Source organism: Bacillota bacterium (assembly GCA_029961055.1).
Classification (GTDB): domain Bacteria; phylum Bacillota; class Sulfobacillia; order JAIMAT01; family JAIMAT01; genus JAIMAT01.
On the sequence record JASBVM010000017.1, the window covers coordinates 107,055 to 120,840 of the forward strand.

Annotated in this window: 11 protein-coding genes and 1 pseudogene; 4 read left to right on the forward strand and 8 right to left on the reverse strand. The window is 75.3% G+C overall.

The genetic code is table 11. The annotated features are described in order from the left end of the window. Window position 1 precedes the first annotated feature (1 nt). Together QJR14_06230 and QJR14_06235 are read right to left on the reverse strand one after the other, a co-directional pair. Window positions 2-1,222: a DNA polymerase IV gene (locus QJR14_06230; protein ID MDI3317197.1), complete on the reverse strand. Its 1,221-nt coding sequence runs from the start codon at window positions 1,220-1,222 to the stop codon at window positions 2-4. Beyond that, window positions 1,219-2,472, reverse strand: a complete 1,254-nt coding sequence (locus tag QJR14_06235) for a HesA/MoeB/ThiF family protein (GenBank protein MDI3317198.1) — start codon at window positions 2,470-2,472, stop codon at window positions 1,219-1,221. Before QJR14_06235 ends, QJR14_06230 begins: the two co-directional genes overlap by 4 nt. Window positions 2,473-2,609: 137 nt before the next feature. On the opposite strand from QJR14_06235, the gene QJR14_06240 reads away from it, so the two are divergent. Continuing rightward, window positions 2,610-3,560, forward strand: a complete 951-nt coding sequence (locus tag QJR14_06240) for an aldo/keto reductase family protein (GenBank protein ID MDI3317199.1) — start codon at window positions 2,610-2,612, stop codon at window positions 3,558-3,560. 70 nt (window positions 3,561-3,630) lie between these two features. Here QJR14_06240 and QJR14_06245 read toward each other — a convergent pair whose 3' ends face one another. The 3 genes and pseudogenes from QJR14_06245 to typA form a co-directional block, all read right to left on the reverse strand. Further along, a complete protein-coding gene (locus tag QJR14_06245) occupies window positions 3,631-3,975 on the reverse strand; it encodes a hypothetical protein (GenBank protein ID MDI3317200.1) in 345 nt (114 codons plus the stop codon). Window positions 3,976-4,212: 237 nt separating this feature from the next. Further along, window positions 4,213-4,407, reverse strand: a pseudogene (locus tag QJR14_06250) (helix-turn-helix domain-containing protein). Between the two features lie 71 nt (window positions 4,408-4,478). Then, entirely contained in the window at window positions 4,479-6,401 is a 1,923-nt protein-coding gene (gene typA, locus QJR14_06255) for a translational GTPase TypA (GenBank protein ID MDI3317201.1), read from the reverse strand. Between the two features lie 136 nt (window positions 6,402-6,537). On the opposite strand from typA, the gene QJR14_06260 reads away from it, so the two are divergent. Further along, window positions 6,538-8,181 carry a DEAD/DEAH box helicase gene (locus tag QJR14_06260; protein MDI3317202.1) on the forward strand — a complete coding sequence of 548 codons (1,644 nt, stop codon included), beginning with the start codon at window positions 6,538-6,540 and terminating at the stop codon, window positions 8,179-8,181. On the opposite strand, the gene QJR14_06265 is transcribed toward QJR14_06260, so the two are convergent. Beyond that, window positions 8,150-8,527 (reverse strand): NfeD family protein, encoded by a 378-nt coding sequence (locus QJR14_06265; GenBank protein MDI3317203.1) that lies wholly within the window; start codon window positions 8,525-8,527, stop codon window positions 8,150-8,152. The two genes, QJR14_06260 and QJR14_06265, sit on opposite strands and share 32 nt — an antisense overlap. 248 nt (window positions 8,528-8,775) lie before the next feature. Between QJR14_06265 and QJR14_06270 the strand changes: the two genes are divergently transcribed. Further along, window positions 8,776-10,491, forward strand: coding sequence for a glycosyl hydrolase family 18 protein (locus QJR14_06270; GenBank protein MDI3317204.1), 1,716 nt, complete (start codon window positions 8,776-8,778; stop codon window positions 10,489-10,491). Window positions 10,492-10,503: 12 nt separating this feature from the next. Here the strand turns inward: QJR14_06270 and QJR14_06275 are convergent, their stop codons facing one another. Next, window positions 10,504-11,016 (reverse strand): hypothetical protein, encoded by a 513-nt coding sequence (locus QJR14_06275; GenBank protein ID MDI3317205.1) that lies wholly within the window; start codon window positions 11,014-11,016, stop codon window positions 10,504-10,506. Between the two features lie 214 nt (window positions 11,017-11,230). Here QJR14_06275 and QJR14_06280 point away from each other — a divergent pair, with 214 nt between their 5' ends. Beyond that, the gene (locus QJR14_06280) at window positions 11,231-12,727 is read left to right on the forward strand and encodes a rhomboid family intramembrane serine protease (protein MDI3317206.1); all 1,497 of its coding nucleotides are present in this window, start codon (window positions 11,231-11,233) and stop codon (window positions 12,725-12,727) included. Window positions 12,728-12,734: 7 nt separating this feature from the next. Here QJR14_06280 and QJR14_06285 read toward each other — a convergent pair whose 3' ends face one another. Further along, window positions 12,735-13,769 carry a patatin-like phospholipase family protein gene (locus QJR14_06285; protein ID MDI3317207.1) on the reverse strand — a complete coding sequence of 345 codons (1,035 nt, stop codon included), beginning with the start codon at window positions 13,767-13,769 and terminating at the stop codon, window positions 12,735-12,737. Between the last annotated feature and the right edge of the window lie 17 nt (window positions 13,770-13,786).

Genomic DNA, 13,786 nt, shown 5'->3' on the forward strand with positions numbered 1-13,786 from the left:
TTCACCCCTCCTCTCGTCGCTGCCGCTTCATACGACGGATGGACCGCGATTCCTCCGCCGCGCCCCAGACCAGCGCCCGCGGGCCGAAGCGCGCGCGCAGGGCGTCCACCGTCCGCCACAGGCTCTCCGACCTGCCTGCCTCGCCGGCCCGGCCCGCCCCGGGGGTGAGGAGCAGGCTCAGCTGCTCACCGCGGCCGCCCTCGCCCTCCAGTCCGGAGAGCTGGACGCCCAGGAGGCGGACCGGCTCGCCCTGCCAGGCCCGTTCCAGGAGCGGGAGTACCTGCCGGTAGATCTCGTCGTCGCCGGAGACCGGCCGCGGGAGCGTGCGGCTGCGGGTGCGCGTCCGGTAGTCGCCGGTGCGCAGCTTGAGGGTGACGGTGCGGCCCGCCACCCGGAGGGCGCGGAGCCGTGCGCCCACCGCCTGGCTGAGGGACGCCAGGCGGCGGAGGATCTGGTCGCGGTCGGTCAGGTCGCGGGGGTAGGTCTCTTCCTCACCGATCGACTTGGCCTCGCCGGCGGGCGCCACCGGGCGGTCGTCCTCGCCCAGGGCGAAGCGCCGGAGCTGCTCGCCGCGGCGGCCGAAGCGCGCCCGGAACCAGCCCTCCGTCCGCGCGCGCAGGTCGGCGACGGTCCGGATCCCCTCCCGCTCCAGCCTCTCGGCCGTGCGCGGGCCGATCCCCCAGAGCCGCCGCACCGGTAGCGGCGCGAGGAAGCCGGGCACCTCCTCCGGCCGGACGACGCGCAAGCCGTCGGGCTTGGCCAGGTCCGAGGCGATCTTGGCCACCAGCTTGTTCGGCCCCACGCCCACCGAGACCGCAAGCCCGATCTCGCGCCGGACCTGGGCGCGCAGCTCGACCGCCAGCGCCTCGGCCTCCCCCGCCGGCACCTCCAGGAAGGCCTCGTCCACGCTGAGCGGCTCGATCACCGGGCTGAAGCGCTGGAAGACGGCGAACATACGCCGGGAGACCTCGCGGTACCGCTCGTGCCGGCCCGGCAGGAAGACCCCCTTCGGGCAGAGCCGCCGCGCCGTCGCCATGGGCATGGCCGAGTGGACGCCGTAGCGGCGCGCCTCGTAGGAGCAGGTGGCCACCACGCCGCGCGGGCCCAGGCCCCCCACGATGACCGGCTTCCCGGCCAGCTCGGGGTGATCCAGCACCTCGACGGCGGCGAAGAAGGCGTCGGCGTCGCAGTGGAGGACCGCTCTCCCCTGCCGCCTGCTCACGGCCCGTCGCTCTCCAGCGGCAGCTGCTCCGTCTCCCAGGCGAGGAGGCCGCCCTCGAGGTTGTAGGCGAGGCGGAAGCCGCGGCGGCGCAGGAGGCGGACCGCCTCGGCGCTCCTCGGCCCGGCCAGGCAGACGGCGAGAAGAGGCCGCCCCGGCTCCAGCTCCCCCAGCCGCCCAGGAAGCTCTCCCAGCGGGATCGAGCGCGCGCCCGGGATCCGCATCTGCGCGAACTCCCATGGCTCGCGCACGTCCACCAGCTGGGCCGCTTCCTGGCGGAGCAGGCGCCAGGCCTCGGCGGGGGCGAGCGACGGGACCTCCTCCTCGCCCTCCCCGCCCTTGGCGCCGTCGGCGCCCTCGGCGTACGAGTCGCGCGCGCGGGCCCCGCCCTCCTCCTCCGGGCCGGGCGCGAGCCCGCAGAAGGCCTCGTAGTCGATCAGTCCGGTCAGCTCCGGGTGATCTCCGCAGGCGGGGCAGGCCGGGTTCCGCGCCCAGGCGAGTTCCTGGAAGTCGCCCTCGAGGCCGTCGTAGAGGAGGAGGCGAGAGCTGAGCGGCCGCCCGACCCCCAGGAGAAGCTTGATCGCCTCCACCGCCTCCAGGCTGCCGAGGACGCCGGTGACGGCGCCCATCACGCCGGCCTGGGCGCAGCTGGGCACGCTCCCCGGGGGAGGCGGCGACGGGAAGAGGCAGCGGTAGCAGCCTCCGCCGGGCAGGAAGACCGTCACCTGCCCCTCCCAGCGCAGGACGCTGGCGTCCACCCAGGGTTTGCCCAGCAGGACGCAGGCGTCGCTGAGGAGGTAGCGGGTGGGGAAGTTGTCCGAGCCGTTGACAACCAGGTCGTAGCCGGCCAGGATCTCCAGGGCGTTGGCCGAAGTGAGCCGGACGGGGTGGATCTCCACCTCCACCTCCGGGTTGAGGGCCCGGAGGCGCTCCTGCGCCGAGACCGCCTTGGGACGCCCCAGGTCCGCCGTGGCGTGGAGGATCTGCCGGTGCAGGTTGGAGAGCTCCACCCGGTCGCCGTCCACCACGCCGATCCGGCCGACGCCTGCCGCAGCCAGGTAGAGGGCGGCCGGCGAACCCAGCCCGCCCGCCCCCACCACCAGTACGGACGCCTGCCGCAGGCGCTCCTGTCCGGCCACGCCGACCTCGGACAAGATCATCTGGCGACCGTAACGCTGCCATCCGCCGGCGACCCGCTCCGCCGCCAGCGGCTTGCCCCCCTCCTCCGTCCTTCTCCCCTCCCCTGCCTTCATACTAGTCCCGGCGCCCTTTGCACGCGCGGCGGGCGACGACTACGCTGGAGACCTGCCCCGGGAGGTCCGGGGGAGATCCGGGGGCGGAGCGCCCGGGAGAGCCGGGCACGCCCGCCCCGCAGGGAGGCATGCCGTCGATGGAGTACCGCCACCTGGGCCGGACCGGCCTGCGCGTCAGCGAGATCGGCCTCGGCTCCTGGCTCACCTACGGAGGAAGCGTCGGCCGCGAGCAGGCGATCGCCTGCATCCGCCGCGCCTACGACCTCGGTGTCAACTTCTTCGACACCGCCGACGTCTACCAGCACGGCGAGGCGGAGCGGGTGCTGGGCGAGGCGCTGCGGGACCTCCCCCGCACCTCCTACGTCCTGGCCACCAAGGCCTTCTGGCCGGTGGGCGAGGGGCCCAACGACCGCGGGCTCTCGCGCAAGCACCTGATGGAATCGCTGGAAGGAAGCCTGCGCCGCCTGGGCGTGGACTACGTCGACCTCTTCTACTGCCACCGCTTCGATCCGGAGACGCCGCTGGAGGAGACGCTCCGGGCGCTGGAGGACATGCAGCGCCAGGGGAAGGTCCTCTACGCCGGCGTCAGCGAGTGGAGCGCGCTCGCGATGGCGGAGGCGCTGGCCATCCAGGAGCGCCACGGCTGGGCGCGCCTGGCCGCCGACCAGCCGCACTACAACCTCCTGGCGCCCGAGATCGAGCAGGAGATCCTCCCCTTCTGCGCCCGCGAGGGGATCGGGGTGGTCGCCTATTCGCCGCTGGCCGAGGGGGTCCTCACCGGCAAGTACCGGCCCGGGGCCGAACCGCCCGCCGGCAGCAGGGCTGCCCGGGTGGGCGCGGGCGTGATGGCCCGCTACCTGGAGCCGGCCGCCCTGGAGCGGGCGGAACGCCTCCGCCAGCTGGCCGCGGAGGCGGGCGTCAGCCTGGCCCGCTTCTCGCTGGCCTGGGTGCTCCGCCGGCCCGAGGTGAGCGCCGCCCTGATCGGCGCCAGCCGGCCGGAACACGTCGAGGAGAACGTGGCCGCGGCGGGGCTCCGACTGCCGGACGAGATGTGGGAACGCGCCCAGGCCGTCGTCACCGGGGCCTGAACCCCGCGGGCCGGGCGCGTCCCGGCGGCGTCACGCCCCGGGGCACGCGCGCCCCGGGGACGTCCGCCGCCTAGGTGTTCTCCTCGTCGGCCTCCGCCGCGGCCTGGCCAGCCTTGCCGGCCCGGTCGTAGGGCGAGTTGCCGTAGCGCGGGTAGGCCTGCCGGCTGGTTCCCGGAGCCCCCGGGTGGATCGCGTCGCTGGCGGCGTCGGTGGCCGCGCTCGAGACCCACCCGGCCTGCGCCGTCTCGTCCGCGGCACCACGCTCGCTGGTGGCCGCGGCGCGCAGGTCCGCGTCGCTCAAGGCGTCCCGAGCCGCCGCCCGGCGCGCCTCCTCCGGCGCGCCTTGGCGCCCGCGCCTCTCCGCCTCCCGGCGCGCCTCGTCCCTCAGGTTCCGGCCGCCCTTCGCCTCCGCCATGCGAGAGACACCTCCTGCGGATCCGCCTCGGGCGGTCCGCAGCCGCTAGCTTTCCCGGCGGCCGGGGCGGTATGTCCGGGCGCGGCGCCCAGGTCGCCCCTGCGGGCCCAAGCCGAGATCACCGGGGGGAGGCGCCGGTCTTACGCGCTCTCGCGCCGCCGGCTTCCCGCTTCCTCCGGGACCGTCTGCGCAGGCGCAGGTCTTGCACCCCGTCCGCGGGCGTTTCGCGTCTCCGGGCCACTCTCGCCGGAGCGCCGGGAGCGTCCGGGGCACCTCCACATTCTCGCCCCGGCGGCGGGCATCCAGGCGCTCCTTCACGCGAGCAAGGCCCCAGTTGAAGGCGAAGCGCCGCGCGCCGACGTGCGACGCCAGCGCCCCGGCCGCGCGAGGAGAAGGATCCAGCGCGAAGCGGTACGCCTGGAGCGTCCTCACGACTCGCAGGCCGCAGCCATAGCCTTCTCCGCCCGGCGGCGGGCCGAGCGGCGGCGCCGGACTCGCCCGCCTCAGCGCCGACGACCCGCCTCCATCCGGCTCACATGGCCGCTGCGCAACCGCGCCCGTTCCTCCCGGTCGAGGATCGCCTTGCGCAGCCGGATGGCCCGCGGCGTCACCTCCACCAGCTCGTCCTCGCGGATGAACTCGAGCGCCTCCTCCAGCGTCAGCTGGCGCGGCGGCGCCAGGCGGACGGCGACGTCGGCGGTTGACGAACGCATGTTCGTCAGGTGTTTCTCCTTGCAGACGTTGATGTCCAGGTCGCCCTCGCGCGCGTTCTCGCCCACGATCTGCCCCTCGTAGACCTCGACGCCCGGACCGACGAAGAGCGTCCCCCGCTGCTCGGCGTTGGCCAGCGCGTAGGCGGTGGTCACCCCCTGCTCCCAGGCGACCAGGCTGCCGCGGCTGCGGAGCGGAATCGAGCCGCGATCGGCTCCGTAGCCATAGAAGGTGTGGGAGGCGACGCCGTAGCCGCGCGTGAGCGTGGCGAACTGGCTGTCGAAGCCGAGCAGCCCGCGGGAGGGGACGAGGAACTCCAGGCGGCTCCTTCCCTGTCCCGACGGGGTCATCGCCCGCATCTCGCCCCGGCGGGGACCGAGCGCCTCCAGCACGGGGCCGACCGCGTCGTCGGGCAGGTCCATCACCAGGAGCTCGAGCGGCTCCTCGCGCCGCCCGTCACGCTCGCGCCAGATCACCTCGGGGCGCGAGACGGCGAATTCGTATCCCTCCCGGCGCATGGTCTCGATCAGCACGGAGAGGTGGAGCTCCCCCCGGCCCGAGACCCGCCAGCGGTCCGGCTGTCCGCCCGGCTCCACCATCAGGCCGGCGTCCCGCTCCAGCTCGCGTTCCAGGCGCTCCGCCAGGTGGCGGGAGGTGAGGTAGGTGCCCTCACGGCCGGCGAAGGGGCTGGTGTTGACCATGAAGACCATGGTCATGGTCGGCTCGTCCACCTGGAGGGGAGGAAGCGGCTTCGGCTCCAGCGCGTCGGTGACGGTCTCCCCCACCGTCACCCCTTCCAGGCCGGCCAGTGCCACGATCTCGCCCGCCTCCGCCTCCCCGGCCCTCAGCCGGCGGAGGCTGCCGAAGGTGAAGAGCGGCTGGACGCGTCCGGGCCGCGGCGGGTGGCCGGAGCGACCGCGCACCACGGCCACGCCCTGCCCGTCCCGGAGGCGGCCGTTGGCGATCCGGCCGATGGCCAGGCGTCCCAGGTACTCGTCCCGGTCGAGGCTGGTGACCAGCAGCTGGAGCGGCGCGTCGGGGTCGCCCGAAGGCGGCGGCACGCGCTCCAGGATGGTCTCCAGGAGCGGCTGCACGTCGCCCTGCAGCTCCTCCAGGAGGCGACCCTCGGCGTCCCGGCGCGGGGGCTCGCGCCGGACGACGCCCAGCCGACCCGCCGCGTAGAGGACGGGCAGCTCCAGCACCGACTCCTCGTCGGCGCCGAGGGCGATCAGGAGGTCCAGCACCTGGTCGATCACCCGTGCGGGGTCGGCGCCGGCCCGGTCGATCTTGTTGACCACCAGGATCAGGCGGAGGCGGGCCTTGAGCGCCTTTTCCACCACGAAGCGGGTCTGGGGCATGACCCCCTCCGCCGCGTCGACCAGGACGAGCGCGCCGTCCACCATGCCCAGGACCCGCTCCACCTCGCCGCCGAAGTCGGCGTGGCCGGGCGTGTCGACGAGGTTGATCTTGTGCCCGCTGTAGAAGACCGCGGTGTTCTTGGCCAGGATGGTGATCCCGCGCTCGCGTTCCAGCTCGTTGGAGTCCAGGATCCGCTCCACCGGCGCCTGGTTCTCGCGGAATGCGCCGGTCTGGCGGAGGATCGCGTCCACCAGCGTGGTCTTGCCGTGGTCGACGTGGGCGATCAGCGCCACGTTCCTCAGGAGCCGGGCTGGCCAGGGGCGTTCCCGGGCCCGCTCCTCGCTCTCCGGACTCAATCCGTCGGACCTCCTCGGGCACCGCCCGGCCTTGGATCTGGCGGGCGAGACCGGTAACTGCTAGTGTGAATGCATACAGGTGTCGGGCTCCCGCGGGAGGCCGGCACGTTCATCTCGATGGGGAGGTTGCGCCCCCGTGGCCATTGGAAGTTTCTCCGAACTCCACCTCAAGCCCGAGCTGGTGCAGGGCATCACGGCGATGGGCTTCGAGACGCCCACGCCGATCCAGTCCGAGGCACTGCCCATCGCCCTGGAGGGGCGCGACCTGATCGGCCAGGCGCAGACGGGCACCGGCAAGACCGCCGCCTACGGCATCCCCATCCTCCAGCGGCTGGAGCCGAACCGCCCGGTTCAGGCGCTCATCCTCTGCCCCACCCGCGAGCTGGCCATCCAGGTGGCCGAAGAGCTGACGCGCATCGGCCGCTTCCTTCCCGCCCGTGCCCTGCCAGTCTACGGCGGCCAGGCCATCGAACGCCAGATCCACGCGCTCCGCCAGGGGCCGCCGATCGTGGTGGGCACCCCCGGGCGGCTCCTGGACCACCTGCGGCGGGGAACGCTCTCGCTGGACGCGGTCCGCTTCCTGGTGCTGGACGAGGCGGACGAGATGCTGGACATGGGCTTCATCGACGACGTGGAGGCGATCCTGGCCGAGACGCCGCCGGAGCACCAGACGATGCTCTTCTCGGCCACCGTGCCCGAGCCGGTGGAGCGGCTGGCGCGGCGCTTCCTGCGCGATCCGGCGCGCGTGCGGGTGGCGGGGACGACGCTGACGGTCCCCGTCGTCGAGCAGTACTGGGTGGAGGTGCGCGACCGGGAGAAGCTGGAGGCGCTCTGCCGCTTCGTCGACGTGGAAGACCCGGGGATGGCGCTGGTCTTCTGCCGGACCAAGCGGGGCGTCGACGAGCTGGCGGACCACCTGCAGGAGCGCGGCTACTCCGCCCAGGCGCTCCACGGCGACCTCAGCCAGCGGGAGCGCGACCGGGTGATGGCCCAGTTCCGCTCGGGCCAGCTGGAGATCCTCGTGGCCACGGACGTGGCCGCCCGCGGCCTGGACATCGAGGGCGTCGACTACGTCTTCAACTACGACATCCCGCAGGACCCGGAGGTCTACGTCCACCGCGTCGGCCGGACGGCACGGGCGGGCCGGAGCGGGGTCGCCATCACCTTCGTCACCCCGCGGGAGCGGAGCCTCCTCCGCCTGATCGAGCGGCTCACCCGCGCGCGCATCGAGCGCCGCGCCGTGCCCACGGTGGCCGAGGTGCGCGAGCGCCACTTCCGCGCCCTGGCCGAGCGCGTCCTCGACGCGCTGGAGGCGGGCGAGGGAGCGCCCGAGGAGGAAGAGGCCCAGGCCGTGCCGGAGGCGGAGCCGGATCTGGCGCCCTACGCCCGCATCGCCCACGAGCTCCTGGAACAGTACGAGAGCGAACAGGTGGTCGCCCACCTGCTGCGGATGCTCGACACCGGCGCCCGTTCCGGCGCCCTCGCCGAGGAGGAGCCGTCCGGACCCGCCGACTTCGGCGATACCGGCGCGGAGCCGGGCATGGTCCGCCTCTTCATCGACATCGGCCGGCGCGACCGCGTCCGGCCCGGCGACATCGTGGGCGCCATCGCCGGCGAGTCGGGCATCCCCGGCAGCGTCATCGGCCGCATCGACATCTACGACCGCTTCACCTTCGTGGAGGTGCCCGAGGAGCACGCCGCGCGGGTGCTGCGTGCCATGCGGGACAACCAGATCCGCGGCAAGTCGGTCAACGTGGAGCCGGCTCGGCGGGACCGCTGAGCGCATCGCCGGGAGCGGCCTCCACCAGCAGGAGGCCACCGGCGCGTCCCACCACGCGGACGCGGTCGCCGGGGTGGAACGCTTCCTCCTTCTCCGAGGCGGCGCTCCAGATCTCGTCGCTGCCTTCCAGGCGGACGAGGCCGGGCCGCCCCGGCCCGGGAGGAAGCAGGACCCGCCCCGGGCGCCCGCGGAGGCCGGCCTCGACGCCCCTCTTCTGCATGGCCCCTCCCTCCCCCCGTGAAGGCGGCGCGACCCCTCGGCCCGCCGCGGGAAGGCGCAGCGAGAGCCAGGTCAGGAGCGCCAGAGCGCCCGCCAGCAGCAGGTAGAGGCTCTCCGGGCCGGCCATCGTCTCGCCTCCCCCTCCCCGCCTCGCTTCGTCCCCGGCCGCAGCCGCTCCTCCCCGCGCTCCCGCGCCGTCCCGGCGACCTCCCGGGACCTCCCGGGGAGGCGTCGCCCGCCGCCCCGGGGAGGGTCGGGGCGGGCGGAGGCGAAGAACGGGGCATGAGCTCGTCACTGGGAACCGCTCAGCCCGCTCCGCGTCCCCGATCGCTCCGGCGGCCCTGGCCGCGGCGCCGCGCGTGGTCTCTCCTGGCCGTGCCCGTCCTCGTCCTGGCCGGCTGGCTCACCTGGCCGCTTCCCCGCCTGGCCTGGTCGCCCTCCGGCGGCGCCGTGCTCGTCCAGGGCGACCGCCTCTCCTCCCAGCGCCCCTGGGTGGTGGGAAGCGGCGGCCAGGCGCAGGTCTTCCTGCCGCTGGAGTGGGTGCGGAGCCACCTCGACCCGCACCTGGTCTGGGACGCCGCCTCGGGCCAGGTGATCGTCACCCGGAGCGACGCCGTCTACCGTCTTCCCCTCCGCTTCCCGGTGGTGATGCACGACGGCCGGCCGTGGATGGAGCTGGCGCTCCTGCAACGGCTCTACGGAGCGCCCCTGGCCTGGGTCCCGGCGTCGCGGACGGTGGTGGCCGACCCCGCCGGCGCCGCCTACGGCGGCGGCCACGTGCGCGGCTCGGGCGACGTGCCGCTCCGCGCCCACCCCTCCTGGCGAAGCGGCGCCTACGCGTGGTTGAAGCCCGGCACCCCGCTCCTGGTCCTGCGCCAGTCGCTGGTCTGGCTCGAGGTGAGGGATCCGCAGGGCCGCCTGGGCTGGCTCCCGCTCTGGCGCGTCCGCCTGGGCGGCGGCCAGGTGGCCCGGGCTGCCCGGCCGGCGGGTCTGGCGCTGCCGGCGGCAGGCGAGGCGGCTGGCAAGGCGGCGGGCGGGGGCGGCCAGGCCGCCGCCCTGCCCGCGTGGGCGCCGCACCCGCCAGGAAGCGCGCCGGGAGCGGCCGACGGGCCGCGGATCCCGCCGGGCGAGCGGCTCAACCTGGCCTTCAGCCTCGTCACCCGGCAAGGCCTCCCCGGCGCCGTCCCGCCGCCGGCGCCCGGCGCCAACGTCTTCGCCCCCACCTGGTTCGAGCTGGCCAACGGCGCCGGCGACGTGACCAGCCTGGGCTCGGTGGGCGCCGTCGACGCCGCCCACCGGCGGGGGATGCAGGTCTGGGCGGTGGCCACCAACGGCTTCGACCCGCAGCGGACGCACCTCTTCCTGCAGAGCGCGGCCGCCCGGCAGCGGTTCGTCGCGCAGCTCCTGCAGCAGGCCGCGCTCTACCGGCTGGACGGGATCAACCTGGACTTCGAGAACGTCCTCCCCGCCGACGGGCCGCTCTACACCCAGCTGGTCCGGGAGCTGGTCCCGCCCGCGCACGCCCAGCGGCTGACGGTCAGCGTGGACGTGGCCATCCTGGGCGGCTCCCCGACCTGGTCGGGCTTCTTCCAGCACACGGAGCTGGGCACGGCGGCCGACTTCCTGGTGCTGATGGCCTACGACCAGACCTGGAGCGGCGCGCCGGCGGCGGGACCGGTGGCCGCCGTCGACTGGACGGAGTCGCAGCTGCGCCAGGCGATCCGGCAGATCCCCGCCTCGCGGCTGCTCCTGGGCGTGCCCTCTTACACCCGGGTCTGGACGGAGACGCCCGCGCCCGGCGGCGGGGCACCCAAGCTCACCTCCGCCGCCGTCTCCACCAGCCAGGGCTGGAAGCTGGCGGCGCAGCACGGGGTGAAGCCGGTCTACGACGCCCGCACCGGCCTCTACCTGGCGGAGTACCGGCAGGGGGGCAGCCGCGTCCGGATCTGGCTGGACGGGCCGCGCACCTGGCAGGCGCGGGTCGGCCTGGTGCGGCAGTACCGCCTCGCCGGCGTCGCCGTCTGGCAGCTGGGCCTGGCCTCGCCCGACCTGTGGGCCGCGCTGAAGGGGATCCAGCAGCCGCCCTACTAGCGAATGCGCGGCTCAGGAAGGGGCCTGTTCGGGGAGGAGGACGTAGATCCAGCCCTCTTCCTCGCGGCAGCGCAGCTCGGGGAGGCGTTGCGGCTCCGCGCCGTCCAGGCGCAGCCCCTCCGGGCCGAAGCTGGCCTGGCAGGCCGGACAGCGGAAGAGCGACTCCCGCTCCAGCCACTGGACGAAGCGGCGGTCGACGGGGCAGACGCCCTCGAGGGCGCGGGGCGGCCCTCCGGGCTGGGGTCGCATCACGTAGACCGCGCGACCCTCGGCCACGCGCAGGTGGGGCGCGTCCGGCACCGCCGCCGAGGGCAGGAGCCGGGTCCAGCGGCCGCCGGTGGCCAGCGCCTCCACCTCGGCCGCCTGCCGCTCGACCTCCTCGCCGACGCCGGCGTGGCGGGCGAAGTTGTCCACCGTCTGGACCAGCGAGCCGAAGAGGATCTTGAAGAAGTCCTTCCGGTCGGCCCGCCGCCGGAGGAGGTCGTCCTCCTCTTCCGGACGCTCGTTCTCGCTCGTCTCGCCCATCCCCCCGCCCGGGACGCCGCCCGGCCCGGAGACGGCGGGCGGTGCGGCGCACCGGGTGCTCTCTCGGTTCGATTCTAGCCTCTTCCGGCCCCGGATCCCGGCCCTCCCCGCTCCGCCGCCGTCGAGTCGATCGGGCCGGCCGCAGGGCGCGGGCTCCACCGTCTGCCGGCCGGCGAGGCGGAGATGGTAGAGTTCACGGCGAGGGGGTCGCAGGGTGTCCGAGGGCCCGGATACGGCCGGGATCTATCTGGAGGCGGCGGGCGAGCGCCTCATCGTCGAAGAGGGGTACGAGTGGGCGCAGGGCGTCCCGCCCCGTCTGGCCGAGCTGGCCGACCGCGTCCTGATCCGGGAGCGGTGGGGGCGCCTCGACCTCCTGGCGCTCCTCCCGCCGGCGGTGGCCACCGACCGGGAGCGGCTGGAGGAGGCGCTGCAGGCGCTGGCCGGCTGGGCCCGCGGCCTGCGCAGCTGGTCGGGCCGCGGGGTGGAGGCGCTGGGGGTGGCGGTGACGGAGCCGGGGAGGCCGGCCGCCTTGGCGGCGGGCCCCTTCCTGTCGGAACGGGGGTGGAGCGTCCAGCTGGCGGTGGTCGACCCCGGCCGGCAGGAGATCCGGGGGCCCGCCGTGGCCGCGCGCCACCCGGCGCTCGGCCGCTTCGCGCCCATCGGCCCGGAGGAACGCCGGCGCATCGAGGAGGCGCCGCCGGAGCGCCGCAGAGGGCTCGGCCGCTGGCTCGCGGTGCCGGGGAGCTCGGCCAACCCCTGGGTGACGACGCTCCTCCTGGGGCTGATGGCGGCCGTGGGAATGGCCGAGGGCGTCCGGAGCGACCCGTTCTCCCAGTCCGTCCTCCTGGACTGGGGGGCGCGCCTCAACGCGCTCATCGTCCTCGGGCAGCCGTGGCGCCTCTTCACCTACGCCTGGCTGCACGGGAGCTGGATCCACCTGCTGCTCAACGGCTTCGCGCTCCTGCAGGTGGGGCCGCTGGCGGAAGGCGCCTACGGCCATGCGCGCACCCTTCTGATCTACCTGGCGGGCGGTGTGGCGGCGGGGCTGGCCGGGCTGGTCGGGCTGCCGGCGGTCAGCCTGGCGGTCGGCGCCAGCGGCGCCATCATGGCGCTCCTGGGCGCCATCCTGGTGGCGCTCTGGTCGGCCACCCCGGCCGTGCGCCGGCAGATGCTGACGCCCATGGCGGTCTGGATCCTGGTCATCCTGGGCTACGGCCTGATCGTCCCCAACATCGACAACTGGGCCCACGTGGGCGGCCTGCTGGCCGGCATCCTCCTGGGCCTGGCCATGGGCCGGCCGGGGGACCGCCCGGCCCCGCTGGCCTGGGCCGCCATGGCGGTGGCCGCCGCCGTCGCCGTGGCGCCGCTCCTCCCCCTCTTCCTGCCCGCTGCCGGGGCGCCGGTGCTGGCGGCGACCCGGGCGCTGGTCCCCGCGGGCCAACGGCCGGCCTACTACGACTTCTTCTACCGGTACGGCGAGGCGGCCCTCCACGCCCAGGACCCGGTGACCGCCGCCCAGGCCTTCGAGGGTGCCGCCTGGTCCCGGCCGGAGGAGGCCGACGCCCACTTCCTCTACGCCCAGGCGCTGGCGGCCAGCGGGCGCCCCAGGGAAGCGCTCGCCCAGGCCGAGCAGGCCGACCGGCTCCGCCCCGGCGATCCCGCCATCGAGGCGCTCCTCCGGCAGCTCCAGCTCCGCGGGGCCGGCAGCTGAGCGCCCGTCAGAGGCGCATCCGCCGGGCACGGCGGAAGAGCGCCTCGATCTCGGGCAGGCGGCGTTCCGCCTCCGCGCGGCCCGCCTCCACCATGGCCGGAAGCGCCTCCACCTCGGTCAGGCCCGCCCGGGGCAGGGCGGGTCGCAGCACCAGGTCGGCGGTGGCGGCCAGCTGCCAGCGGGCCAGGTGACGGCCGGCCACCTCGGCGCTCCGCCCGAGGATGCGCGCGATGCCCCGCACCTCCCCCGGCGGCTCGGAGACGCTCCCCAGGTCGACGGCGATGACGAGGCGGGCGCCCAGGAGTCGCGCCGCCGGAGCGGGCACGGGCTCGCCGACGCCGCCGTCCACCAGCACCCGCCCGCCCAGCCGCTTGGGGGTGTAGAGCCAGGGGATGGAGCTGGAGGCGCGGACGGCGGCCGCCACGTCGCTGGCGGCGACCAGCTCGTGCTGATCGGGGAGCGCCCCCTCCGCGCCCGCCGGGCTCCCCCCTCTTCCCCATCTTCCCCCTCTCCCCCCGGCCGGCGCGACCAGCCAGCGGCGGCCGGTCAGGACCACCGTCGTCCCGGCCAGGAGGTCGCAGGCCACCACCGCCAGGCGGCGGGGCAGCTCCTCGAAGCGGAGCACCGGCAGGTTCTCCCGCAACCAGCGTTCGAAGCGCAGGCCGGTGGCCAGGCCGCTGGGGCTGGGCCGCATCCAGCGGCTCTGGACGCCCAGCGCCTCGAGGAGCACCCGGGAGCCGATGTAGGCCAGGTCCAGCGGGTTGCGGCTCATGTCCAGGAGCTGGACCGGCGCGAGCCGCCGGAGCCGTTCCTCCACCTGGCGGGCGTCCAGGCCGCCGGCCCAGAGTGCGCCCACCAGGGCACCGGCGCTGGAGCCGGTCACCAGGTCGGGTTCGAGGCCGTGTTCTTCCAGCACCTGGAGGACGCCGAGGTGGGCGCCGCCGCGGATCGAGCCTGAACCCAGGGCCAGGGCGATCCGGGGAGGCGGGACCGGCCCGCCCACCTCCGGCTCCGTCACGTGCGGCACGACGTGCTCCGCCATCGCGTTGCCACCTCCGG

What these genes read in the sequence shown, in the direction of transcription:
- QJR14_06235 (MDI3317198.1), bottom strand. Translation starts at nt 2,472, where the DNA reads ATGAAGGCAGGGGAGGGGAGAAGGACGGAGGAGGGGGGCAAGCCGCTG.
- QJR14_06240 (MDI3317199.1), top strand. Translation starts at nt 2,610, where the DNA reads ATGGAGTACCGCCACCTGGGCCGGACCGGCCTGCGCGTCAGCGAGATC.
- QJR14_06245 (MDI3317200.1), bottom strand. Translation starts at nt 3,975, where the DNA reads ATGGCGGAGGCGAAGGGCGGCCGGAACCTGAGGGACGAGGCGCGCCGG.
- QJR14_06265 (MDI3317203.1), bottom strand. Translation starts at nt 8,527, where the DNA reads ATGGCCGGCCCGGAGAGCCTCTACCTGCTGCTGGCGGGCGCTCTGGCG.
- QJR14_06275 (MDI3317205.1), bottom strand. Translation starts at nt 11,016, where the DNA reads ATGGGCGAGACGAGCGAGAACGAGCGTCCGGAAGAGGAGGACGACCTC.
- QJR14_06285 (MDI3317207.1), bottom strand. Translation starts at nt 13,769, where the DNA reads ATGGCGGAGCACGTCGTGCCGCACGTGACGGAGCCGGAGGTGGGCGGG.